A 22,709-nucleotide genomic window follows, 5' to 3' on the forward strand; every position below is an offset into this window, starting at 1 on the left:
ATATTGAAGTAAACCCATAATAGTACTTATAACTAAATGCTTATCACTGAAGAAAGATTTATCTATAAGTGCTATCTTGTAACGTGGTCAAGAGCAATATTGAATGAGATACAATTTCTGTTTGAGATTCGTTCAAAAATACTGCTTTATTCAGTATTTTTGAGAATGAAGTTTTTGGCAAAAATTGTCGCTAATGCACGATTTGAATCAAATTTTCAAAGGAGTGGCAGGATATAAGCTAGCACTGAGCGTGTTATCATCAGAGGCTAGCACTCTTTCAGATTTAAAGGGATGAAGTTAGAAAGTATTCTCGATCTAGTATCGATAGATGCACTGGGAGGACAGCCTCTCAACCGAAGGTAAGGTGAAAACTCTCCTTTGAATGAGTGAATTCCATGCCAGTCTCAAAGTTTTGATTGACAGATACGCAGCGCTTAGTTTAGGATTTACGGACTTGAATTGTCTAATCGATCGATAGGAAAGTGCGTATCGCTAGAAGGTAAAGAGCTATTTTTGCGGACAGAGGATAGATGCAGCAAAACTTACCCCATAAGCTAGATCAGAGAATTACTTTACCACTCGTCCACTTACTCGATAAGACCGAGCCTGCCTTTAGTCACGCTTTTCTCCATGCCGCTCGCACTTTACATAGCTACCTGCAAGAAATTCAGTCTGCAATTGCATTAGTTATCAATTCAGAGAGCGAGCCTTACACTATAGCTGTAGTCGGTTTGTTTTCTAAGCTGATTCGCACTTACAACTCTTACGTTTTACTAGAAATTCATGACGATGACGCTGGCAGCCAATTTCTGGTAGAAGAGTTATGGGATACGGCAGTGACGCTGACTTATTTATTAGAAACTGCCGAGCGAGAAACTTTTACCGATTATATTGCTGCCTCTGTCTACCAGGCTCGCTTGCTGCTACAAGAAGTTGAAACGCAATTAGTCCACCTCCCCCAGAATTTAGATCTGCTCGTGTTGCGCGATCGCCTGAAAGCTTTTATTTCCGAACAAAAACAGCCAGCAACCGATCGAACGCTGACAAACTTAGCGGCAGATACGTGGGGTATGGAGACAGCCAATACAACTGCTAAGCGCGCTAAATTATTAGGATTGAATTTTCTCAGCAATCCAGCACAGCGCATAGCACAAAAAATTACGCCGGCTAGTTTGCTAGACGTACATCTGAATTATATTAATTCTGCTGCTCGTGACTTGCCAGCGTCAGACTCGCAGAAAATTGATTTTCGGCAGTTACGGGATGCCAGCCACCTTTGCTTGCACACAACTAAAGCTTTGCTAGAAGAATTCGTGCAGACCTCAGATGCGGGTCAGGTTAAAATTCAACAGCAAGAGTTAAATGAATTTTTTGAATGGTTTTACCACGCCTATCAAGCCTATAGTAGCGATCGCGATGCATCCCTAAAGTCGAACAAGAACGGAGGCAGGCGTTGATAGATAGCGGCGATTTATCTTCTGCAATAGGAGAGTCTACCACTTGGCGCTCGACTCATACGATAGCTAAATTCACTCACTGAAGGGTTTGGCACTTCTGGATTAATCGTTTGAGTTGATTGCTGCCAATCTTTACTTGTAGCTATTTGCGAAGTTAATTGACCTGCTGGATTACGGTTGAGTTTCAGCCACAGCTTACCATGTTCGCCGCAAAAAAACTCTTCAATCCAGGAGTTGCGATCGACATAAGCACCTTGACTAGCAAGCAAAGCAGCGCTTTTGTGAGACACATTTACATATTGTCGGATTTGAGCTGCTTCTGTATAGAACAAAAAGTGTTTTGTACTACCTGCTCGCCATAAACGGCGATCGCAGTAAGGACAGCAAAAATGCTGTATTTGTTTGCGGCTGCTACGTTTTCCAGGCATTGGAAATCCCTTTGAATCACTACAAAAATACCATCCGCCAGAACATCTTTTCTGTCACTCAAAACTCATGCTTAACTAAAATCTTGCTCCAATATAACTTTGCTAGAATCAATCTAAAATTTACCGAATTTCAACCACGAAATCTCATGACGCTTGGAGGTAAGTTGCTCGATCGACTTGTGTGCGCCATTAGCTGTAAATCTGGCAGCGCAGTCTCTACCTCATTGGTACTCACTACAAAAGCTGTGGGAATGGGAATGCAACTGGGTAAATCGTCGCTATCGTGGACTTTGAGCGTCAAGCGTTGCACCTTTGGAAACATTTCTCTGACTAATTGTAGAAGATCGGCAGCGACTATTTGAAAGGTTTTTTGTTCTACGATTAATAGCGTTAGCGTATCGCTAGACGACTGCAAATCTTTCAATTTTTTTAATGTTTCTAATGGAGAATTCGCATATAATATTCTCAGTTTTTGATGAGAACGCTGCAAATCTTTCTTAATCTCTCCTATAAGTTCGGGTTGTGGATCGATAACCATCACTACAGGTTGACTCATAAAACTTACTACTTCCTTTTTAACTCTTTTTTTGGTTTTCTTACCAATTCAGAACAACAAATTTACGAAAACTAGAATGAGCGAGTTCCTCGCTTATAAATCAGCGAGATTTACCCATAAAAAAAGCTGTTAGAGTTGATTAACTTTCACTTCTAACAGCCTCAAGTTTATTCTCATTCAAAAATAATTAAACCCCTGGCAGACTGGCAAGTTATCGATAATAAATTATCGATAATAATTCGTCCACCTAAAGAGTACGCATACTCTTTTTATGGAAGTTGTAAAAGTGCACTCCTCGGTGTCTTCTCTTACAACCTACAGCGCCACACGCGCTGAATACCTCTTGCATATTCCTAATTAATTTCTCTTGTAAATTTAAGCCACAAATACTCAGGAAACTCATTAAATATTTGCTGGCTTTTCAATACTAAAAAAATAACAGAATTTATTGGTATTTGTCAAATGCTTTTTTCAATTTTTTTCAAGTTCTATTTTTGAAGATGAAGTCAACTACACTGTTGCGATCGCGCTCTTTATTCCTCTTCAGTTGTTCGGAGCGATCGCTACATTTAGGTACTGTTAGCTTTTGGAAAGATGTATAACCTCTCCCGGCTCAACTACATAACATGCAATCTATAACATTTGGTTTAGAAAATCACAGCGCTCTCACCTTGGAGTAGAGTTTATCTCTTAATTTCAACTGTTAAGCTGCTTACAGGAAAAATATATTGATATCTTACTAGATTATTGCTGCACTTCATTAGCATACCTATACTGAGAAAATTTAAAATGTACTCTCATATACAAAGTTACAATTTTTTTCATTCAACCACAGATTCTTGGCGATTGCTTACTCAGCGGTCATTTTTCAGGTAATGGGCAGGAGCTTGTTCGGCGTTTCCTTCTTTCATAACCTCTCGATAGTGGTATTTACCAATTATTACTTACGAATTCTCAGCTTAATGTAAGAAAATGATGCAGACATCCGTATCAAGGATGAGATAACTGTCTTATATTGGCGTTCGAGGATGTATGAAGTATCACAAGCTGAAAGCAAGTCATATCAGCATTTAAAAGTGTATGAAGTATCACAAACTAAAAACGGATAATCTTGACATGCAAAAATGTACGAAGTATCACAAGCTAAGAGCAAATCAACATTGAAATACTTATCTTGCCGCTCGTGACTCGATTTATCGCCCAACATCCAAAAGAGTCAGTGAGATGGAAGAAAATACTTATGGAATCTCGGTATTCATGAATGATAGGCTCTGAGTTTTCGATTCAGAATCTGAGAATCGGAATTGCACCACTGTATACTTCAAGTATAGACTAAACCCCATAATTTGCTAGTAAGTAGAATCGTTCATGCTAAACTATCACATTAAGAAAAAGTGAATATTTTCTGAGTTTTTACAAATTGGCAATTAAAATCAACTGCCTTATAGTAAATATTTTTAACTTTTCAGAACAACTAGCAACATTAAGACAACAAAATATAGATAAATTTGCAACTTAAAATACTTCGGTCAAAATATTTCGAGTACTTCTGCCGCGAACTTAACTGCGCCTGCACTCTACAATTGGCATTACAGGTAATGAAGTAGTTAGGTATCGATAGTTTCTTGTCCCTTATGATTCCTACTTATGTCTGAGCAAAATACATCTAATCTAGATGCAACACCTTTGTATGCGATGAATCCAGTCGATCGGTTTTCCGATCGCGTGGGGGATTATGTAAAATATCGTCCGAGTTATCCTCAAGCTGCAATCGAGCGAGTCTTAGCGGGATTATCGCCATCACAACTAATTGCCGCAGATATAGGTGCGGGAACGGGAATTGCAGCGCGATTGCTAGCAGAAAAGGGAGTGCGAGTCATAGCAATCGAACCAAATGCACCAATGAGGCAAGCAGCTGCACCCCATGCTTTAGTAGAATTTCGAGACGGGACTGCTGAAACAACAGGTTTAGCTGATGCTGCTGTAGATTTGGTAACGTGCTTTCAGTCTTTCCATTGGTTCGATCCAGAACCGACGCTGCTGGAGTTTCGCCGGATCTTAACAGAAGAAGGAAGATTGGCTGTAGTGTGGAACGAACGCGATCGCCATGACGAGTTTACAGCAGAGTATACTCATCTAATTAAAGTTGCTTCTGGCTATCATCCTGCCGAACAGCACCGGATGGCGATCGAGCCTGTACTCAAGAGTAGCTTGTTTGCTGATGTCCAACAGTATAGATTTGCTTATCAACAGCCACTCGATTTTGATGGGGTTGTCGGTAGAGCCATGAGTACATCGTACATCCCCCTCGCTGGTGCAGCCTACGAGCGATTGATTGCAGATTTACGGCAGTTGTATGCTAAAAATCGTAACGATGATGGTTTAGTGACTTTAGTTTATACGACAAGCGTTTATCTAACGCAGATTAGGTAGTTTGCCATCTGTCATTAGGTAGAGGTTTGCAGACATACAGTTGCGATCGCATTTTGTCATCTGTCATTGGGTAGATATTTGCAGACATACAGTTGCGATCGCATTTCAGTAGGATGGCGATCGGTTTGTCTGTACGATTTCCGTAAATGTGGGTTTGTTATGCTTCTACTGTGGCTGTCGATTCATCTCTGGCTTGGAAATACCAGTAGAGGTTTGCAACAGTCATGTGAGAGACTTGTTGTAAATTCGCTGGGATCAGTGCTTTATAACCAGCTAACGATGCTTGTTGAGAAATATAAGTTTCTGCTTCTCGACGCAGTTCTGTTTGCATCATAAATTTTAACTGGTCGCGTAAAGATAGAGGATGAGATTTTTGTTTCAGTTCCTCGTAGATTTTTTGTTCTGGAGGCAGTGTAGAATTGCCTATTTTTTGATTATTTTCTGTATTATATGTATCTGAATCGCTAAAATTTGCGCTTGATAATAATTTTTCCTCTTCTGGGGAAAGCGATCGCCTCCAGTTTACATGATGTTGCCAAGAATTGAGTACTGTTAAATCGTGGTCGTGCAGGCGTTGAATTTCAGGGAAGATAAAATCAAGCTCGTCATCTGTTTTACAAGCGTCGATTATATTTACAGTATCGTGACGGATTTGATTTTGTGAATTGGCAAGGCGATCGCTGACTACTTTATATTCACCCTGAATTTGATATGTTGTTGTAACTGCTTGCTCGATCGCCCAAGCACATTCTTTTCTACGAAGCTGTCCAACTGGACAAGTCTGTTCGTATAGCAATGGATTATTGTAATCTGCTAAGGCTTGTAGTAACATTCCTCGCGCGCTGACAATATCCGCATTTCTCATATTTATATCGACTAATTTTAGCGCATCTTTAATACAGATCAGTGCTTGGAAAAATCGCCCATAAGCTTGAACTAAAATTGTCCGATGATGTCTATATTCTACATCTGAGGCAACCAGTTTAATTTGTTAGATTATTTGATATCAAGTTATAAAAGACCTTAGAATATAAGGAACCAGAGTATATAAATCTTTTAGAAAAACAAGAAGTTACTTCAATCGATCAATATCAACAAGAGTTAGAAGAATCAGAGCGGCAAGTCGAACTAGATTTAATAATTATTAAAACAGCGTTTGCCTCACTCTATCCTAATGCGATCGCGCTTTGATTATTCAAGTTAGAAAAATGCGATCGCTCTTATTTACTATCCTTTTCTTCTGTCTGTTTTTGTAAAAGCTCCTTTAACAAAAGTTTTCCCTTCTCGCGACGGTAAACATTGATTGGATTATTTCGGTTTTCTGCCTCAACTTGGGCAATTAGCTCGTCAAGTAACATAATTTGAGCGTCAAACATTAAGCAGATTTCACGCATCCTAGTAGCTCTTTGCTTGACTTTTTCCGGATCGGTAAACTTTAATGGCTGATTCATGTTAAAGTCCTCTAAGCAAAAATTCGCCGTAAATTGAGCGTAAAGCCTAGCAATACATCCTCGCCAGACAAAGTAAAAGGATCTTGTAAAATTTCTACTTGCTGCCTTTGACGATATATTTCTACTTGACGATCTTGAGGATTAATCAGCCAACCCAAACGTGCCCCATTATCCATATATTCTCGCATCTTGGCTTGTAGTTGTTCAAGGCGATCTGTAGGAGAACGCAACTCTACTACAAAATCTGGACACAGGGGTACATAACTATCCTGTTGCTGTTGAGTTAAAGCATCCCAGCGTTCTCGCTGTACCCAACTTGCATCGGGTGAGCGTTTAGCGCCATTAGGTAAAATAAACAGAGTTGAAGAATCAAATCCTTCGCCTCGGTCTAGATTATCTTCCACCCAATTGCTAAACTGCCCAGATAGGCTTAAATTTTTCTTTCCCGATGTTCCTCCAGTAGGTGGCACTATAACTAAATCTCCTGCTGCTGTTTGTTCAAAATTCCACTCTGGGTTAGCTCGAACGACTTGCTCGAATTCGGCATCATCAAGCTTCAATGCGCATATAGTTAGGCTACCGTTCATGTTTCAATCTCCAGTTGCGATCGCGATCGCTAATAATAAGAGAAATAACTGTAGTTATATTTATCTTAAGCATGAACCAGACTGCCCTAAACTTAGTTGCTATTTCCATCTTCGCGATGACGCTTTCGACGCTGTTGAGTCCCTTGTTGCATTTTTCCCCGACAATTCCAGCACTTGCTACATTCAGCGTTTTGGCAATTGCAACATTAGATAGCTTCAGTTTTCAAGGCAAAGGTGGTAATTTAGTTTTAGACTGGCTGGCAAGTTTTTCACCTCAACACCGCGATCGCATTGTTCGCCACGAAGCAGGACATTTTTTGGTAGCGCATTTATTAAACATTCCCATTACTGGTTATACTCTCAGCGCGTGGGAGGCTTTGAAGCAAAAACAACCAGGATTAGGGGGTGTCAGTTTTGAAGATCGGGAGTTAGCAGCGCAGTTAGATCGGGGTATGCTGACAGCTCAAATGCTAGACCGCTATTGTACTGTTTGGATGGCAGGTTTAGCAGCAGAAGATTTAGTTTACAGTAACACTGAAGGGGGAGCAGACGATCGCCAGAAATTAGGAATGGTTTTGACTCCTTTAGGATATACGGCTAATGCTGTGGAGCAAAAGCAACGCTGGGCGATTTTACAAGCACGGACTTTATTGCAGGCAAATTGGTCTGCTTATGAGGCTTTAGTTGGTATGATGCAGCAACGGGCTGGGGTTGATGAGTGTTGTCGGGCGATCGAGGAGAATCAAAGGGACAAGGGAGACAAGGGAGAAGTTTTAATTTAAATGTCGCGCAAAGCCGCAAAGACGCAAAAGCTAATTTATTGACTTTCTTTCCAGCAAGTGCAGTGTTGTAAAAATCGGGCGGGAATGTCGGGGCGCGTACCAAAATGGAGGTGGATGTAAGAGGCATGTAGGTTGGGGAGTCGCCAGCCTTCGGGAGTTGGGGAAGTGCTGAATCCTTGGGTTTGAAATAGGGGTTGGGTTGGTAATTCTGAAGCAGAACGATGAAATTCATGTCCCCAGACTGTATCGTTTGTTTGTAACAAGGGGCTGTCTTGAAGCGCGATCGCTTGACGATATCCTAGAGTAAGGCGAGAACCCATTGTAGCAGCGGTTGGAATAGCCCCTACCATTGTCCAAGAATTATCTTCAAAATCGATAATTTCATCGCATAAATACATTAGTCCCCCACACTCAGCATATGTAGGCATTCCCGTCAATATAGCTGTTTGTACTGAGGCGATCGCTCCTCTATTTGCTGCTAATTCTTGGGCGAAAACTTCAGGAAATCCACCACCAAAATACATCCCACAAACATCTTTTGGTAATTCAGGATCGGTTAAGGGACTCCAAAATACAAGTTCTGCCCCTAATTGTTGCAATAAGTCTAAGTTATCTTGGTAATAGAAATTAAAAGCGCGATCGCGGGCAATGGCAAGTCGAATTCGGAATTCGGAATTCGGAATTCGGAATTGGTGATTTGGTAATTGGTAATTGGTAGTTGGTAGTTGGTAAAATCCTTCTTCCTTGTCTCCCTTGTCTCCCTTATCCCCCCTGCTCCCTACTCCCTGCTCCCTGCTCCCTTGTATCAAAGGCATTAATTTGTCCCAATCAAAACAGGTCTGGGCTAAGGTTGCCAGTTGCTCGATAACGAGATCCAGTTGGGGAAGTTCGGCGGTGGGGACTAGACCGAGATGGCGATCGGGAATAGTAATATTATCGTGGCGGCGTAAAATACCGAAAATTGGTAAGTCTAGAGGTGCAAGGGCATCTTGTAATAATTGTAAGTGGCGATCGCTTCCAACTCGATTCAGTACGAATCCGACTATTTTGACATGGGGATCGAAGGAACGATAACCGTGGGCGATCGCCGCAACCGAACCAGACAGGCGACTGCAATCTATAACCAGTACTACAGGTAGATTGAGTATTCGGGCGATGTGAGCGGTACTGGCAAAATTAATTGGTAATTGGTAATTGGTAATTGGTAATTTTGACTTTTGACTTTTGACTTTTAACTTTTGACTTTCGATATTACCAATTCCATCAAACAGTCCCATCACTCCCTCTACTAGTCCATACTCAGACTGTTGGGTATGATGGATAAAACATTGTTGGACGTAAGTTTCGGAAGTCAGTACGGGGTCTAGGTTGCGGCAGGGAGCTCCGGTGACGTACTGGTGAAACATCGGGTCGATATAATCTGGTCCTACCTTAAAAGACTGAACAGATAATTTTTGCCACCGACATAAAAAAGATAGTAGGGCAAGCGTCACGGTTGTTTTGCCTACCCCACTGCGTTCTCCAGCAATAATTAAAGACATAACTTAGTAGTTGGTAATTGGTAATTGGTAGTTGGTAATTGAACTTTCAAAAGCATTCATTTTGACTTTTGTACGGGCGGGTTTAGCAAATAGGTTAACAACCTTAAGTGAAAATTTTTGGTCAAAACCCGTCCCTACGTCTTCTCATTACCCATTACCCATTACCCATTACCCATTACCCATTACCCATTCTCAACATCTGTACTGTCACTGCCAGACTTTCTTCAAATAGTACGTCTCGTCCCCAGCGTTGTAGTTGCTGCGAGAGCAACTCTTCAGCACTTTGATCGGCAAGGGATGTCACTTGGTTGACGATCCCAGCTTGAGCGCCGCCGTGTGCCTCCATCCGCATACAGCCAGAGGTTTCGGAACACAAAACGGTAGAACAGTTGGCAGCTGGATTCGTAGAGGTTAAGCGTAAAGCAATCAAATCTCCAGCTACGTCACCGTCGCTAGCAGTTGGAACGCCAGCAATTTCTGCTTCGACTTCGCGATCGCCTTCTGCCATGAAGTAAAAGCGTTTGATGTCGTAGTCTCCCGTTTCTGTAGTCACTTTAGTCGGTCGCCAGTTCAATCGACTTGCCAACCAGCCTAAAAACATCAAGGCTTGGGCAGAATTGCCTTTTTCATAGTCTATGGTGACGCGATCGACTTCCCCTAATGCAGCGCGGCGCTGGGGTGGATCGAAGGCTTCTGCCGTCAACTCTTGCCAAGCAGCTAGCCGACTCCAGTTGACATCGAAAATTGTCATGCCTGCATCGATCAATTCTTGCAGCCGGATGAGATTGGTTTCAACCTGTGTAAAACTGTTGGAGTCGAAGATGACAGAGTTGCAGGAGGCTACCAAACGCTTGAAGATCGGGTGATCGGGTTCTGGAGTAGCTTTCCACCAGAGAAATTTAGGCAAGCCACCAATTAATAAATCTGGAACCATGCCTACCACTCTTTCGAGGGCTTCAACCGTTCCCGTCAGGGTGATGTATTCGCAACAGATCAAAGTTGTAGCGGACTGCTTTTGGATCGGGCAGTATGCCGAAACTTGTGCCTTTACGCCCTCGTCTTCTCCGGTGACTGGACATAAAGCAATAATTCGACAAGGATTGCGGCTGGCGATCGCATCAGCAACAGCGGGACTGCGGGTATCCATTGCGTAAGCTGTCGTTGCTGCGCTGCTATCTACTACACCACGGCGTTTGCTTTGTTCTTCTCTAAGTTTTATGAGTAACTCTGGGCTAGATTTCCCCGTTTTTTCTAGTCCAAATACTTTTTGGGCTTCGCGAATTGCGGAGGCGGTGCGTGGTCCTGGGATGCCGTCGATTGGACCGCTGTAATATCCCAAAGCTGCCAGCAATTGTTGAGTTTCTTCTGGTTCGTAAACGATCAAAGTAAAGGTTTTGGCGCGAGTGGCGGCGGGCAGTCCCCCATCCTCACCAGCCACGCCATAACTTTGCCAAATCTGATTGAGTTCGGCTTCAATCTCGCTAACTGAGATATCCTTGGGAGCCTGAAGTGAGAAAATTGGAGCAGATTGAGTCACCATAGGACAGGATGAAAGATGAAGGATGAAGGATGAAACTAGCTATTAGCAATAGAGCGATCGCCACCTTTACCATCATTCCCGTAAATTGGTATTTGTAACAGATAGCCTGTATACAGATTGAGTGTCGATCGGTTCATTGCTATTTACAACCTACGCCAGCGACGACCATCTCGATCGATCAGTAATTCCGCCTCGGTTGGTTCCCACGTCCCTGCTTCGTATTGCGGAATCGTCGCGGGATCGGTAGGCGAATCCCAAACTGAGAGGGCTGGAGTCACTAATTGCCATGCAGCTTCTACTTCGTCGGCTCTAGTAAATAGCGTTTGGTCGCCCATCATGCAATCGAGTAAGAGGCGATCGTATGCGTCGGAAGTTGCTTGTAAGCCAAAGGAACCATAGGTAAAGTCCATATCTACAGAACGAGTCCGTAGAGTTCCCCCTGGCATTTTTACCTCAAATCGCAGCGAAATCCCCTCGTTTGGCTGAATTCGCAGCGCCAAGATATTAGCGTTCATCTGCTGTGCTGCCGACTGAAATAACAAATTCGGTACTTCGCGGAAATGAATTGAAATCTCCGAAACTTTTTTCGGCAAGCGTTTACCCGTCCGCAGATAAAAAGGCACGCCTTTCCAACGCCAGTTGTCGATCAAAAACTTCATGGCGACAAACGTGGGAGTTGTAGACTGGGGATTCACCCCTGGTTCTTCTCGATAACCAGGGACGCGCTTGCCTTTCATCCACCCCGCACTATATTGTCCTCTGACTGCCGCACGTTCCAAATTTTGAATATCTGCTAAACGAGTCGCTTGAATCGCCTTCATTTTCTCCGTGCGGATTGAATCGGCATCTAGGGAGTTAGGTGCCTCCATTGCTGTGAAGGCAAATAGTTGCATCAAGTGATTTTGCAACATATCTCGCAATGCCCCAGAGCTTTCATAGTATCCGGCTCTGTCTTCTACCCCGACTGTCTCGGCAACGGTAATTTGGACGTGATCGACAAACTGGCGGTTCCACAATGGTTCAAAAATGGCATTCCCAAAGCGAAACACCAGCAAATTTTGGACTGTTTCTTTGCCTAAATAGTGGTCGATGCGATAGACTTGTTCTTCTTTACAAACTTGCTGCACGACGCGGTTAAGCGATCGCGCCGTTCCCAAATCCCGACCGAAGGGCTTTTCAATCATCAAACGGGTTTTGAGCGGATCTTTGAGCATTTCTGCTTTGCCCAACTGCTGGATGGCTTCTGCAAAAAACTTGGGCGACACAGACAGGTAAAATACGCGGTTGCCTCTGGTTCCCCGCTTTTCATCCAATTCTGCCAAAAAGTTTTTTAGCTTTTGATAGCTTTCGGGATTGTCAATATCTCCGGGGCAATAAAATATACCCTGAGAAAACTCTTGCCATAGGTCTTCCGAACCAATCCCGTCAGAAAACTGCTCGATCCCCTCCCGCATTTGTTCGCGGAAGTAATCGTGACTCCATTCTCTGCGTGCTACGCCTACAATTGTAAATTCGGGTGGTAGGCGGCGTTCCCGTCTGAGTTTGTAGAGTGCTGGAACGAGTTTGCGCTGAGTCAGATCTCCCGACGCACCAAAAATGACTAAGATTTGCGGTTCGGGAACTCTCTGTTGTTGCAGCCCCACTCGTAAGGGATTTTCTAGCAACGTGACCATATGAGGGGTAAGGGGTAAGGGGTAAGGGATAAGGGGTAAGGCAAGGCACTGCCTTGCCCCCTACATTAATTACACGGGTGACAGCTTAGCAACCTTCTCTTCCAGAGACTGCATCAGCGATTCAAAGGGTTTAATGAATTTGTCGATCCCTTCCACAAGTAATTCGTCCATTACTTGGTCGATATCGATCGCCACATCTGGATCTTTTAAGTTTTCAATTAACTTGTATGCTGCATCGACATTTGACTCGACGCGATTTGCTACGTCGCAGTGGTCGGCACACGCATCAATCGTATTGGGTGGTAATGTATTGACTGTTTCAGGACCGATCAGTTCGTCAACGTACATGACATCGCTGTAGTTAGGGTCTTTGGTGCTGGTGCTAGCCCACAGCAATCTCTGAACGTTTGCGCCTTTGGCTGCTAATGCTTGCCAGCGATCGCTTTGAATAATTTTCTTGTATTCTTGGTAAGCAATCTTAGCGTTGGCGATCGCGACTTTTCCTTTCACAGCTCTTAATTTTGCTTCTTTCTCAATTCGGTCTACGCCTGCTTTGAGGGCAGCATCAATTTTCCCGTCAATATTAGAATCGATCCGCGACAGGAAGAAGCTAGCCACCGAAGAAATCTTACTAATATCTTTCCCTTCTGCCGCACGTTTTTCCAAACCGCGAATGTATGCCCAGGCTGTTTCGAGGTAACTTTGAACTGAGAACAATAGCGTTACGTTGACATTAATCCCCTCGGAAATGACCTGTTCTACCGCTGGTAAACCTGCATCAGTCCCAGGGATTTTAATCATTACGTTATCTCGCCCGATCTCTTGATAGTAACGACGGGCTTCGTTAATTGTTGCCTGGGTATCGTGGGCGATCGTGGGAGGCACTTCAATGCTGACATATCCATCTAGTCCGCCGGAAGCGTCATATACGGGACGCAAGATATCGCAGGCATCGCGGATATCTTTAAACACCAAGGATTCATAAATTTTGTAAGTTGGCAACCCCGCTCGAATCCCTGCTTCGATGTCAGCATCATAGATCGCATTACCCGCGATCGCTTTTTCAAAAATTGCTGGGTTAGAAGTGATCCCGCAAATACCTTGATTCTCAACTAAATTCTTCAGCTCTCCAGACTGAACTAAGTCACGGGTCAAATTATCCATCCAAATGCTTTGACCGTATTCTTTGATCTCTAGTAAATGATTCGTTGCCATATTTGTATTTCTCAACTCTTCATTGGTTTGCTAGGTCGGGAGCGAGGAGCGAGGAGCGAGAGATAAGAGAGCGGGTGATGGGTGGCTGGAATGTCTCCTTGTCTCCCTTGTCTTCCTTGTCCTTTCCCTAACCCCTAGCCCCTAACTCCTCATCCCTCTCATTGAGGTATGCGTGCCTGCGCCCGAATATTCTTTTCCTCTTGGGCTTGGGCGTGTCGCTGAATAAAGGACTCGACTAATGCCACGTCATCTTTACTACCAATAATCAACGGAGTGCGTTGGTGCAGTTTTTCTGGCACGACATCCATGATGTCTTGGTTTCCCGTACATGCTCTGCCTCCTGCCTGCTCGACCAAAAATGCTAAGGGAGCAGATTCATATAGTAGGCGGATTTTACCTTCTGGTTTTTTCACCGTGCCAGGGTAAAGGAACACGCCACCTTGCACTAAAATTCGATGAATGTCACCTACCATAGCTCCACTGTAGCGTGCGGTATAGCCTTCTGTGCGGTGGACGTAACGAATGTATTCTCGGATCGATTCATCCCATTGCCAGAAGTTACCTTCGTTGACACTATAAACCGAACCGTGTTGCGGCAGTTGAATATTTTCTTCCGAAAGTATGAATTCTCCCAGGCTGGGATCGAGGGTAAAAGAATGTACGCCCTTGCCGATGGAATACACCAAGATGGTGCTAGGACCGTAGAGGATATATCCTGCCGCAATTTGTTTGCTTCCCAATTGCAGTAAGTCTTTTGCCTCTCCATCTAGATCGTCGCCTTCCTGCTGTCGGATGGCGAAGATCGATCCCAGACTCATATTAATATCTGTATTGGATGAACCATCGATTGGGTCGTAAAGCAAGGTATAACGACCAATCGGACAGTTTTCAGGAATGTAATATGGCTTTTCCATTTCTTCGGAAGCCAAGCGACAGACTAAACCGCTCTGCTTGAAAACCGAGATAAAGACATCGTTGGCATAAACGTCCAACTTTTTGACTGATTCCCCCTGTACGTTCACGTCTCCGGTAAATCCCAGTACGCCTTCCATCAATCCCGCACGACTGAGGTGACGCGAGATTAACTTGCCAGCGAGGGCAATGCGACTCATTAAGGCGCTCAGATCTTGGGCATCAGCAGAAAAACTTTGCAACTGTTGTAGGACGTGTCGAGACAGTGTTGTACAATCCCGACCTAGTGCAGATTCGTAATCTATTGAGTGTTGGACAGCTTCAGCCATAACGATCGCTCTCTCTGTAGATGAGGGCATGTTGCAAGATTTACCAATAAGGCAGTACCCTGCACTACTATCTTAGGAACTGAATCTAATAGTGGAATCTGACTTTAGATAAACTATAGAAATCACTGCATTTTGTCACGTACGATCGCCTCAATCGTGTTGCTGAACGATTGCGAAATACTGCGATCGCGGCTCGATCTTCAGAGTTTTATTTTCCAACAATGCCGTCAAGCCATCAGTCTAGTTCTTGCCAAGAGCGATTGACAACATGCGTTGAACTGATGACAAGAATTAGAACGAGCCAATTGCGCTCGACAAAACACCGACCAGCAATTATCAGTGTCAGATACTTAACTGGTCAGTGAAAGGGTTGACCCAAATTCAGATTTAAACTATTAATCTTGTTCCGAGTGGTTTCCTACAGAGCGGGGTGGTTGTAACTACTCCTGACCAAATCTTGCCCTCACTCCGGCTCCGTTCCGCCGATATCCACCGCCGCCACCGCCATTTTCTTCGCGGGGTTTAGCTTTATTGACTCGCAGCTGTCTTCCCATCCATTCTGCACCATCTAATTCAGCAATCGCTGATTCTTCTTGGGCATCCTCGTCCATGTCAACGAAAGCAAATCCGCGCATTCTGCCAGTTTCCCGATCCATCGGTAAGACAATGCGCTTGATCGTGCCATATTCTGCGAATACAGTTCTCAGGTCTTCTTCCGTAGCGCGGTAAGAAAGGTTTCCAACGTAGATAGTCATAATCGGTCGCGTAAGTCTGAACAGAGAGTCAAGTTCAGTCGGGAAATCGAACCTAAAAATTTGCAGTTTCGGCAAATACCAGATTTCAAATTTGTCAGTAATCTAGCTTTCAAGATAGACAACCCCAGTCGGTAGCAGCTTCTCAAATTTAACCAGTTACAGGACTGAACTCACACTTACGCATATCATATCGTATGGTTTGTTTATCAAAGGTCTTCTGTATTACAAATACTGCCTAAAAAATTTCCAATAGTTATTATTTAATCTATTAACTGTTAACAGTTAACTATCGCCACTATAGAGACGCGAAAGATCGCGCCTCTACGTAACTCTCTACCTCTAGTCGATAGAAATGCTTTGGGGACCGCTAGTTTTGCCGTTGCGATCGCCAGATGTGGAAGAATTGTAGCTGGAAGAATCAGACTGGCGATCGAGCCAACTTTTGACTGGATCGTCAGCTAGGCTGAGGTGTAGTACCCCAGAGACAAATCCTCCTAAAAAAGAAACTGGGTGCTGTACCAATTCCTTAAAAATAGGTGCTAGTTCGTCTACAAACATAGTTGAATCTCCTCTATGCGTGGCTGCATCTGTACTGTTTGAAATTCTAGCGCTTGAATAAGGGAGCAGGGAGCAGGGAGTAGGGAGCAGGGAGCTGAGGGAGCTGAGAGAGAAAAAACAAAAGTGCCTCTCGCAAGAGCGCAAGAGCGCCTTTCACCAACTACCAATCCCTACTTACCTTCTACTTGAGGAAAGAGGCATTTATCTGAATCGCACCCTGCTGGACCTGCTTCGTCTAACTCTTGAGCATCATAGCGGCTGAGGGCAGTATAAAAATCATGCACTTGCCGTCGGGAATGCACTTGTTGCATTAACTCTTCGTACTTAGCTTTGGTTATCGGTTCAAATGGCAAGCGGGGGAAAGTCTGTAAGTCGTCAAATCTGGCTAATAAGGCAGCACTAATATAGCCTTCATCGTTTTGAATAGTTTCGTAAATCCGCGTCCCTAATGCTTCTACCTCGTTTTCTCGCAACTCAATTGTTGCGGAAGTGTTGTGAGTTACATAGTATTTCTGCACTTGCATGTAGAAATCCATTTGGGCTAGAGCGCTAAATTTGCTAATCTCAATTGCATCAGCACCGGGTAAATCTGCCCAAGGCACGGCGACAGGAATTTCTACCAACCACTCCATACAACGAGGATCGAACGGATCGTTCAACAAATTGCCATTTTCGTCTTTATCCGATTGGGAAGGAATGACAGCATAACCGTAGTCAATGCAAGCTAGTGCCACTGGATCGTTTTTGCGGAAGGTAATCCGACGAATAAAACGTTGAGCTTTAGGAGGATGCCAGCCAGGAGACGCGCCAGTCAGTAGAGATTTCGTCCCGCTAGGTTGGACTGTGGTACAACGATTAGGGCGTTTAATGTGATGGCGATCGCAATATTCCCACACAACGCGAAACACGATATCGCGCCAACGACTGAGATATTCTTCTTCTTTACTTCTAAAATACTCCGCTGCATTCTCAATTCCGAATTCCGAATTCCGAATTCCGAATTCCTCCGGTCTTCCTTGTTCCCACCACCGCAACCAATCTACGCCAAAAGCGCGGACGAAGAAATCGAATAATCCCGTGAAAGATACTCCCACAATTGGGTCTAATTCCCGACTAAATTGATAGCGGGGTTCGAGAAATTTGTGATTCAACAAAGAAGCGACAGATAATGCCCCTGCCGTAAAAGCTTCTTCTTGTTCTTTGTCATTTTTGGGGTCGATTTGATTTAAATGAACCTCCGATAAGTTGCAGTGAAAATTAACGCCGTGGATCTCGCCACATGGATTCAAACCATATCTTGAAAGCCTATGTTCTAGCTCTGAAACTATTATTTCAGGATGGCGATCGCGCAACCAATTTTGAGCTTGTTCTTTTGAGTTTGTGTATGTTTTGATAAACTCTTGTTTTAGCTCTTGGCTAGTCAAAATATCTGCATTACTACGGGCGATCGCTTCTGGCGCATATTGAATTGCTCCTTCACCAGAATAATATTGACTGCGAACGGCGTTAATACATTCTTCTAAAGTTGGTTTTTGATGAAATACGCGGGTATGATTCGCCATTCTCAACGCATCGCGTTCGGGATCGATCCGCCAATTACCATTTTCATCTTGTTGCCAAAGGTTATTTTTAGCATTAGCAAATAGCTCGTCATTGCTAGTACCTTGACGCATCCCCGCACTATTGTGAGTTAGGTAGCCATCACAATAAAAACAGTGAGCTTCTTCTACTTCGATATCGTAGGTTTGCACGCAGTCGTAGCTTCCCAAACCATTTACTGTAACTGGAATATCGAGACAAATATCTGATTCAGCAACGTAGCGTTCGTAATTAGCATCCACATCGCGAGAACCTTGAAATCCCATGCCTCGCATCTCACTATAGCTATATACCTCACGCATTAGCGAACCAGGTATAGTAAATCCATACATCTTCAGTCCTTGGCGTAATTCACCTTTGACTGAATGCAGTGCAATTAAGGCATTATATTGATTTTTTAAAGCAGGTATTGTGACATAATATTTCACCTGCCATTTTTCTATTTGTGGACGAGTTAGCTTTACTCTTCCTGCAATCCCCAAACTGGAAAGAACAGCAGCTACTTGTCTAGCAAATGAGCGATAAACTGTTGTCACTAAATGAGGTGGTCTATTATTAACTGCACCATCACTGTCCATTAAACCTGCTAGATAAGCAGATCTGATGTCAACCGAACCTTGCAAAATAAAGTCAGGAATTTCTATTGGCTGATTTGGCTGTTTGATGTATTTATGGAAATATTCAGCCAATCGAATAGAAGTGACACGCGATCGCAGTGTATTTTCATTTGAGAGCAGTACATGCGTTGCTTTTAATCCAAATAAAGCTAGAGCGCGATCGATCTTATCGTGAATTTTGGCAGCGAGTTCTTCATCTAAGCTGCTACAAGCCCAAGAAATTGCTCCATAAGGTTTTCCATGCTTATTTCTATCTAAACTGACATATCCATCACCATGAGTCAGACCAATTAGCCATGCCACGTCAGGAGTTAATTCGGGGATACTAATTGGGCTAGCGTTTCTACTTTGAATCGGTCGTTCTGTAGTAAAATCTCGTGGCAATTGAGTCACCGTACCAGGAAGAACCTGAGTATTGTGTATGAGGCGATCGCCTTCTACTAAATCTCCAATTTGCTGCCAATTAATCTTACCTTTAGCATCAGCTAAAACGGCAATACGATGATTTAAAGTAGCGCGGGGAAAAGTACCGTTTGTCTCAATTTCGTAGACTTCTTGAACGCCTTGGTCGAATTTATCAATCACATATCGAAAACCAAGTGGAGTTTGTACCAAATCTCCAATTTGGATATCTCGAATTGGTATAAGTCCTTTTGAGGTATGTACTAAAGCATCTTCAGGTAAACAGCGGCGAACATTGCCTGCGACAACTACAACAGCAGCTTCATCTATTAATAAACAACACTCAACCGAATTCAGTTTTCTGCCGATTGCTTTATTTAGAATCGCCGCGCAGCGTTGATACAATTCTGGTAATTTAATCGGATTAGCAACGCCACCAAAACCTTTTAAACTTTCCCCTGCCGGACGGATGTTGCTGAGATTGACGTTAACATGTAAGACATCCGAGAAGGCATCGTTAGTTGATAGTTCCAACAAAGTTTGATAGGACTTGACCCAACCTCGACGACTATCACCCACAAGAACATTGACAATATTCCCTTCGATTTGTACTTCTGTCTCGTCTTGCCGTGCGTCAGGCGCAGTCGTGCCAATTTCTCCTTCTACAGTGACGTGGAGGCGGTTGCGAATTACAGGCAATTGGTTAATGTACTGGGGTTCGAGGATTGCACCCGTACCGCAGCCCATCATTGCCAAGTCCATCATCAAGCCAAAAGCCCGCCAGTCTACCACGTTGGTAGAAGTGCAGTTGTAAGCACCGGAAAAGTTTTCTTGCCTGGAGATCCATTCCGTACCCCCTACCCACAGCCAGCGCCCGCTAGGGAGAGATTTTATCTCCTTTTGCATTTTTTCGAGAATAGCGGCTTCTGCTGGGGTGAGTTTACCCAATTCTACTAGCCCGCGCAGGGTGCGATCGCATACTTGTTCCCAAGTCTCGCGCCCACCTCCTATCCGCCGACTATACGTCCTGAAGAAGACTGGATTTGCAGCTGGGGCAGTTTCGGGAAACTGGCTGGTTGGGTTTAAGCGCTGTAGCTCTCGCACCATAGGTAAAATATTTAGGAAAAAGGTTTGACTGGAAAAAAAGCCTTAGCAGTTAAAGGCAATAGATTAAGACTATACGCGATTTACATATAGTGGTAAAGATTGAAAAATTACTCAATCTGCGCTAGACATAGAGGCAAGGTGTAGAGACGTTAGATGTAACGTCTCTACATTGGACATCGATCGCTAACTCAACTCAACTGCTGGCACTGGCGGATACTCAAGCTCATTCAGACTGCGGCAAATCCAAAGTTAAGTTTTTACATGCACGGGCATTAACCCAAAGGCAATGAACCGCGCTAGCAAGTCGCGTAGAGTTGACAGCCGTAACAAGCTTGGCGGCTGGAACTTTTGCTGTGGATCGAGCGCTCGATTGAGAATTTGCTGTTGGATTAAAGACTGAAAAGCCTGGATAAATCGTGTGGGCAACTCACGCCGACGTTGGACTTTGGCTAAGTCTTGTAGCTGCAATCTACCAGTTTTTAGTGGTTCGCTCAGCACGTTTGCCGCTACTACGGCATCTTGAATCGCATAGTTGATCCCTACTCCTCCAACGGGTGACATGACATGCGCAGCGTCACCAATTAATAGTAAGCCAGAACTATACCATCGCGGTAGGCGGTTCGACTCAACTGAGAGAAATGCGATTTGAGACCACTCTTTGAGTAGTTCCACGCGATCGCTAAATTCCGGCACTACCTCAACAATAGACTGTCTCAACGCCTCCAACCCCGCAGTTCGCAATTCTTGATAACCGCCTTTGGGAATAACATAGGCAATCTGCCAAGTATCATCGCGATCGATCGTTACTAAAATATGACCGCTACCGATACGACCATTCAAACCTTCTGGTTCATCCGGTCGGCGCGGAAGACGAAACCACAGCACATCCATAGGCGGCGAGGTCTCAATTGGCTTAAACCCAGCAAGTTGACGTAGGCGAGAATGACGACCATCTGCACCAACTGTAAGCTGCGCCCTGACTTCATGCCAACCCCCATGTCCGCGATAGCGCACGCCTCGGACTCCTCCATCTGCCACAATTAATTCTTGTACATTTGCGCCCAACACGAGTTGAAAGTTGGGATAATGTTTTGTCTCCTCGGTGATAAACTCCAAGAATTTTACTTGGGGCATCACTGTAATGTACGGATAGCGGGTTTTCAAGTGACTGAAATCAGCTATTGTGAAAGTTTTTCCATCTGTGCGAATATTCAGCTGGCGTAATTTGGTGTGGCGCAGCTCAAGCAAGCGTTCGGCTAAGCCCAATTCTGCCAAGATCTCCATCACAGATGGGTGAATGGTATCACCCCGAAAGTCACGATCCAAATCTTTGTGTGCTTCCAGCAGCATCACAGGTATACCTTGACGTGCCAGCAGCAGCGCCAATACTGCTCCTGCCGGACCACTGCCCACAATACAGCAGGTTGTCGTTTGTCGGTCTAAAATTTCATGCTGCGGGGATACGGCATCAGTTGGCGATATGGGAGTCGTATCGTTAGTCATACCAAAAACTCCTTAAAACTTCCAAAACAATTGAACTTATTTTTGATTGATTAGTTAATCAATCAAAATCGAAAAAACGTCCTAAAGCTGAATCGCATGAATTATTCCTACCCCGTATCCCTACTCATCTGTGGGAGCAACTAATGTCCCTTGTAAGAAAACTTTGACCGCAGTTTCTACCATCACTTCTGCACTAAGCTGCTGTGCGTCGGGTTGCATGAAGACCTCCCGCGTTAGTAAATATGCCACAAAAGAACCAGCGAAACAGCGTGCTGCTGCGTTTGGATTCATCGGTTTGAGTACGCCAGCAGCCATCTGTTGTTCTAAATAACCAGACAAGAAAGCCACCGAACGACTAGGACCAATTCGATTTACTATTTCTGCAACGTGCGGCTGCCGAATTGCTTCTCCCATGATGAGTTTGAATAGAGCCAGCGATGTAGGATTTTCAGCCATTCTGAGAAAAGCATGACCGAACAGAGTTAACACATCCTGTATCGGCTTGGTCATCAACTCGTCGCTGTGGCTCAGTAGTTGCATTAAAGGTAAGCGTTGTTCGAGAACTTGTTGAAACAAGTCGCTTTTGTCCTTGAAATAGTGATAAATCAACCCAGGAGAGCCAATACCGGATGCCGTAGCAATATCTTTATTGGTTGCTTTTTCAAAGCCTTTGCTAGCAAAAACTTGTAAAGCACCATCAATAATTTGCTGTCGCTTATCCTCAAAATCGCGATCGTCCCGTGGGGGCATGGCTATATCCTAGTCGTGTATTCGTCGTTGAGTTTGTAGAGGGAGCAGGGGAGAAAAATTGTTTGGTTACTCCTTAATTCTTAGAATAACTTTGATTGACTAGTCAATTGAAGTTATTTACAGAAAGTGACGAAATGGCATTGCTAAAAATGTTAGTGCCTATTTATACAAAAAAAAATTTAGTAAGTGCGATCGCGGTAGTTAGTATATGGTAGTTGCAGGCGATCGCTCTTGCTTTAACTCTTTAGATCTAGTTTTTTGGGCAGGCGATTTAGATAGGGATGGAAAACTCGACTTACTTATCGAGTTGGCAAGTCATGCCAATATCTCCAGTCTCATATTATTTTTATCTTCACCTGCAAAAGAGCATAAATTATTAGAACCAGTAGCTCAATTTGTGACTCAAGGATGTTAGCGATCGATAGCAACAGATAATTTGAGCGATCGCTCTCCTCGCAGACATTAAAATTTAGAAAGGCTAGGAATCATCTGTATTCACCAATGACGAATGACA

At 43.9% G+C, this 22,709-nt stretch carries 20 protein-coding genes; 5 read left to right on the forward strand and 15 right to left on the reverse strand.

The genetic code is table 11. From position 1 onward, the window contains the following. The first annotated feature begins 530 nt into the window (after positions 1–530). Positions 531–1,457 (forward strand): hypothetical protein, encoded by a 927-nt coding sequence (locus H6G17_RS08215; protein WP_192156014.1) that lies wholly within the window; start codon positions 531–533, stop codon positions 1,455–1,457. 14 nt (positions 1,458–1,471) lie between these two features. On the opposite strand, the gene H6G17_RS08220 is transcribed toward H6G17_RS08215, so the two are convergent. Together H6G17_RS08220 and H6G17_RS08225 are read right to left on the reverse strand one after the other, a co-directional pair. Next, positions 1,472–1,885 carry a hypothetical protein gene (locus H6G17_RS08220; protein ID WP_192156016.1) on the reverse strand — a complete coding sequence of 138 codons (414 nt, stop codon included), beginning with the start codon at positions 1,883–1,885 and terminating at the stop codon, positions 1,472–1,474. 130 nt (positions 1,886–2,015) lie between these two features. Continuing rightward, complete coding sequence (locus tag H6G17_RS08225) at positions 2,016–2,441, reverse strand: hypothetical protein (protein ID WP_192156018.1); 426 nt, start codon at positions 2,439–2,441, stop codon at positions 2,016–2,018. Positions 2,442–4,088: 1,647 nt separating this feature from the next. On the opposite strand from H6G17_RS08225, the gene H6G17_RS08230 reads away from it, so the two are divergent. Beyond that, the gene (locus H6G17_RS08230) at positions 4,089–4,874 is read left to right on the forward strand and encodes a class I SAM-dependent methyltransferase (protein WP_192156020.1); all 786 of its coding nucleotides are present in this window, start codon (positions 4,089–4,091) and stop codon (positions 4,872–4,874) included. A 157-nt stretch (positions 4,875–5,031) separates the two neighbouring features. Here H6G17_RS08230 and H6G17_RS08235 read toward each other — a convergent pair whose 3' ends face one another. From H6G17_RS08235 to H6G17_RS08245, 3 genes are all read right to left on the reverse strand, one after another. Next, on the reverse strand, positions 5,032–5,739 hold the full coding sequence (locus H6G17_RS08235; protein WP_192156022.1) for a hypothetical protein: 708 nt from the start codon (positions 5,737–5,739) through the stop codon (positions 5,032–5,034). 355 nt (positions 5,740–6,094) lie between these two features. Further along, positions 6,095–6,325, reverse strand: coding sequence for a hypothetical protein (locus H6G17_RS08240; RefSeq protein WP_192156024.1), 231 nt, complete (start codon positions 6,323–6,325; stop codon positions 6,095–6,097). A gap of 11 nt (positions 6,326–6,336) precedes the next feature. Further along, positions 6,337–6,912 carry a Uma2 family endonuclease gene (locus tag H6G17_RS08245; RefSeq protein ID WP_192156026.1) on the reverse strand — a complete coding sequence of 192 codons (576 nt, stop codon included), beginning with the start codon at positions 6,910–6,912 and terminating at the stop codon, positions 6,337–6,339. Between the two features lie 71 nt (positions 6,913–6,983). On the opposite strand from H6G17_RS08245, the gene H6G17_RS08250 reads away from it, so the two are divergent. Next, positions 6,984–7,694, forward strand: coding sequence for an ATP-dependent Zn protease (locus tag H6G17_RS08250; protein WP_192156028.1), 711 nt, complete (start codon positions 6,984–6,986; stop codon positions 7,692–7,694). Between the two features lie 35 nt (positions 7,695–7,729). Here H6G17_RS08250 and H6G17_RS08255 read toward each other — a convergent pair whose 3' ends face one another. The 5 genes from H6G17_RS08255 to fbp all read right to left on the reverse strand — a co-directional run bounded on the left by H6G17_RS08255 (position 7,730) and on the right by fbp (position 14,904). Continuing rightward, complete coding sequence (locus H6G17_RS08255; protein ID WP_192156030.1) at positions 7,730–9,235, reverse strand: cobyrinate a,c-diamide synthase; 1,506 nt, start codon at positions 9,233–9,235, stop codon at positions 7,730–7,732. Between the two features lie 175 nt (positions 9,236–9,410). Further along, positions 9,411–10,775 carry a glucose-6-phosphate dehydrogenase assembly protein OpcA gene (gene opcA / locus H6G17_RS08260; RefSeq protein WP_106170504.1) on the reverse strand — a complete coding sequence of 455 codons (1,365 nt, stop codon included), beginning with the start codon at positions 10,773–10,775 and terminating at the stop codon, positions 9,411–9,413. Positions 10,776–10,918: 143 nt separating this feature from the next. Beyond that, positions 10,919–12,448, reverse strand: a complete 1,530-nt coding sequence (zwf, locus tag H6G17_RS08265; RefSeq protein WP_015152852.1) for a glucose-6-phosphate dehydrogenase — start codon at positions 12,446–12,448, stop codon at positions 10,919–10,921. Between the two features lie 69 nt (positions 12,449–12,517). Then, the gene (gene tal / locus H6G17_RS08270) at positions 12,518–13,663 is read right to left on the reverse strand and encodes a transaldolase (RefSeq protein ID WP_192156032.1); all 1,146 of its coding nucleotides are present in this window, start codon (positions 13,661–13,663) and stop codon (positions 12,518–12,520) included. Between the two features lie 158 nt (positions 13,664–13,821). Next, positions 13,822–14,904: a class 1 fructose-bisphosphatase gene (fbp, locus tag H6G17_RS08275; RefSeq protein WP_192156034.1), complete on the reverse strand. Its 1,083-nt coding sequence runs from the start codon at positions 14,902–14,904 to the stop codon at positions 13,822–13,824. 132 nt (positions 14,905–15,036) lie between these two features. Between fbp and H6G17_RS33970 the strand changes: the two genes are divergently transcribed. Further along, positions 15,037–15,168, forward strand: a complete 132-nt coding sequence (locus H6G17_RS33970; RefSeq protein ID WP_277875956.1) for a hypothetical protein — start codon at positions 15,037–15,039, stop codon at positions 15,166–15,168. 176 nt (positions 15,169–15,344) lie between these two features. On the opposite strand, the gene H6G17_RS08280 is transcribed toward H6G17_RS33970, so the two are convergent. The 5 genes from H6G17_RS08280 to H6G17_RS08300 all read right to left on the reverse strand — a co-directional run bounded on the left by H6G17_RS08280 (position 15,345) and on the right by H6G17_RS08300 (position 22,195). Next, complete coding sequence (locus H6G17_RS08280) at positions 15,345–15,659, reverse strand: RNA-binding protein (RefSeq protein WP_192156036.1); 315 nt, start codon at positions 15,657–15,659, stop codon at positions 15,345–15,347. Positions 15,660–15,998: 339 nt separating this feature from the next. Beyond that, complete coding sequence (locus tag H6G17_RS08285) at positions 15,999–16,217, reverse strand: hypothetical protein (RefSeq protein WP_192156038.1); 219 nt, start codon at positions 16,215–16,217, stop codon at positions 15,999–16,001. Positions 16,218–16,387: 170 nt separating this feature from the next. Next, on the reverse strand, positions 16,388–19,942 hold the full coding sequence (gene nrdJ, locus H6G17_RS08290) for a ribonucleoside-triphosphate reductase, adenosylcobalamin-dependent (RefSeq protein ID WP_192156040.1): 3,555 nt from the start codon (positions 19,940–19,942) through the stop codon (positions 16,388–16,390). Between the two features lie 249 nt (positions 19,943–20,191). After that, positions 20,192–21,445: an FAD-dependent oxidoreductase gene (locus H6G17_RS08295; RefSeq protein ID WP_192156042.1), complete on the reverse strand. Its 1,254-nt coding sequence runs from the start codon at positions 21,443–21,445 to the stop codon at positions 20,192–20,194. A gap of 120 nt (positions 21,446–21,565) precedes the next feature. Further along, a complete protein-coding gene (locus H6G17_RS08300) occupies positions 21,566–22,195 on the reverse strand; it encodes a TetR/AcrR family transcriptional regulator (protein WP_192156044.1) in 630 nt (209 codons plus the stop codon). A gap of 208 nt (positions 22,196–22,403) precedes the next feature. On the opposite strand from H6G17_RS08300, the gene H6G17_RS08305 reads away from it, so the two are divergent. Continuing rightward, positions 22,404–22,610 carry a hypothetical protein gene (locus tag H6G17_RS08305; protein ID WP_192156046.1) on the forward strand — a complete coding sequence of 69 codons (207 nt, stop codon included), beginning with the start codon at positions 22,404–22,406 and terminating at the stop codon, positions 22,608–22,610. The last annotated feature ends 99 nt before the right edge of the window (positions 22,611–22,709 follow it).

Source organism: Chroococcidiopsis sp. [FACHB-1243], assembly GCF_014696895.1.
GTDB lineage: Bacteria > Cyanobacteriota > Cyanobacteriia > Cyanobacteriales > Chroococcidiopsidaceae > Chroococcidiopsis.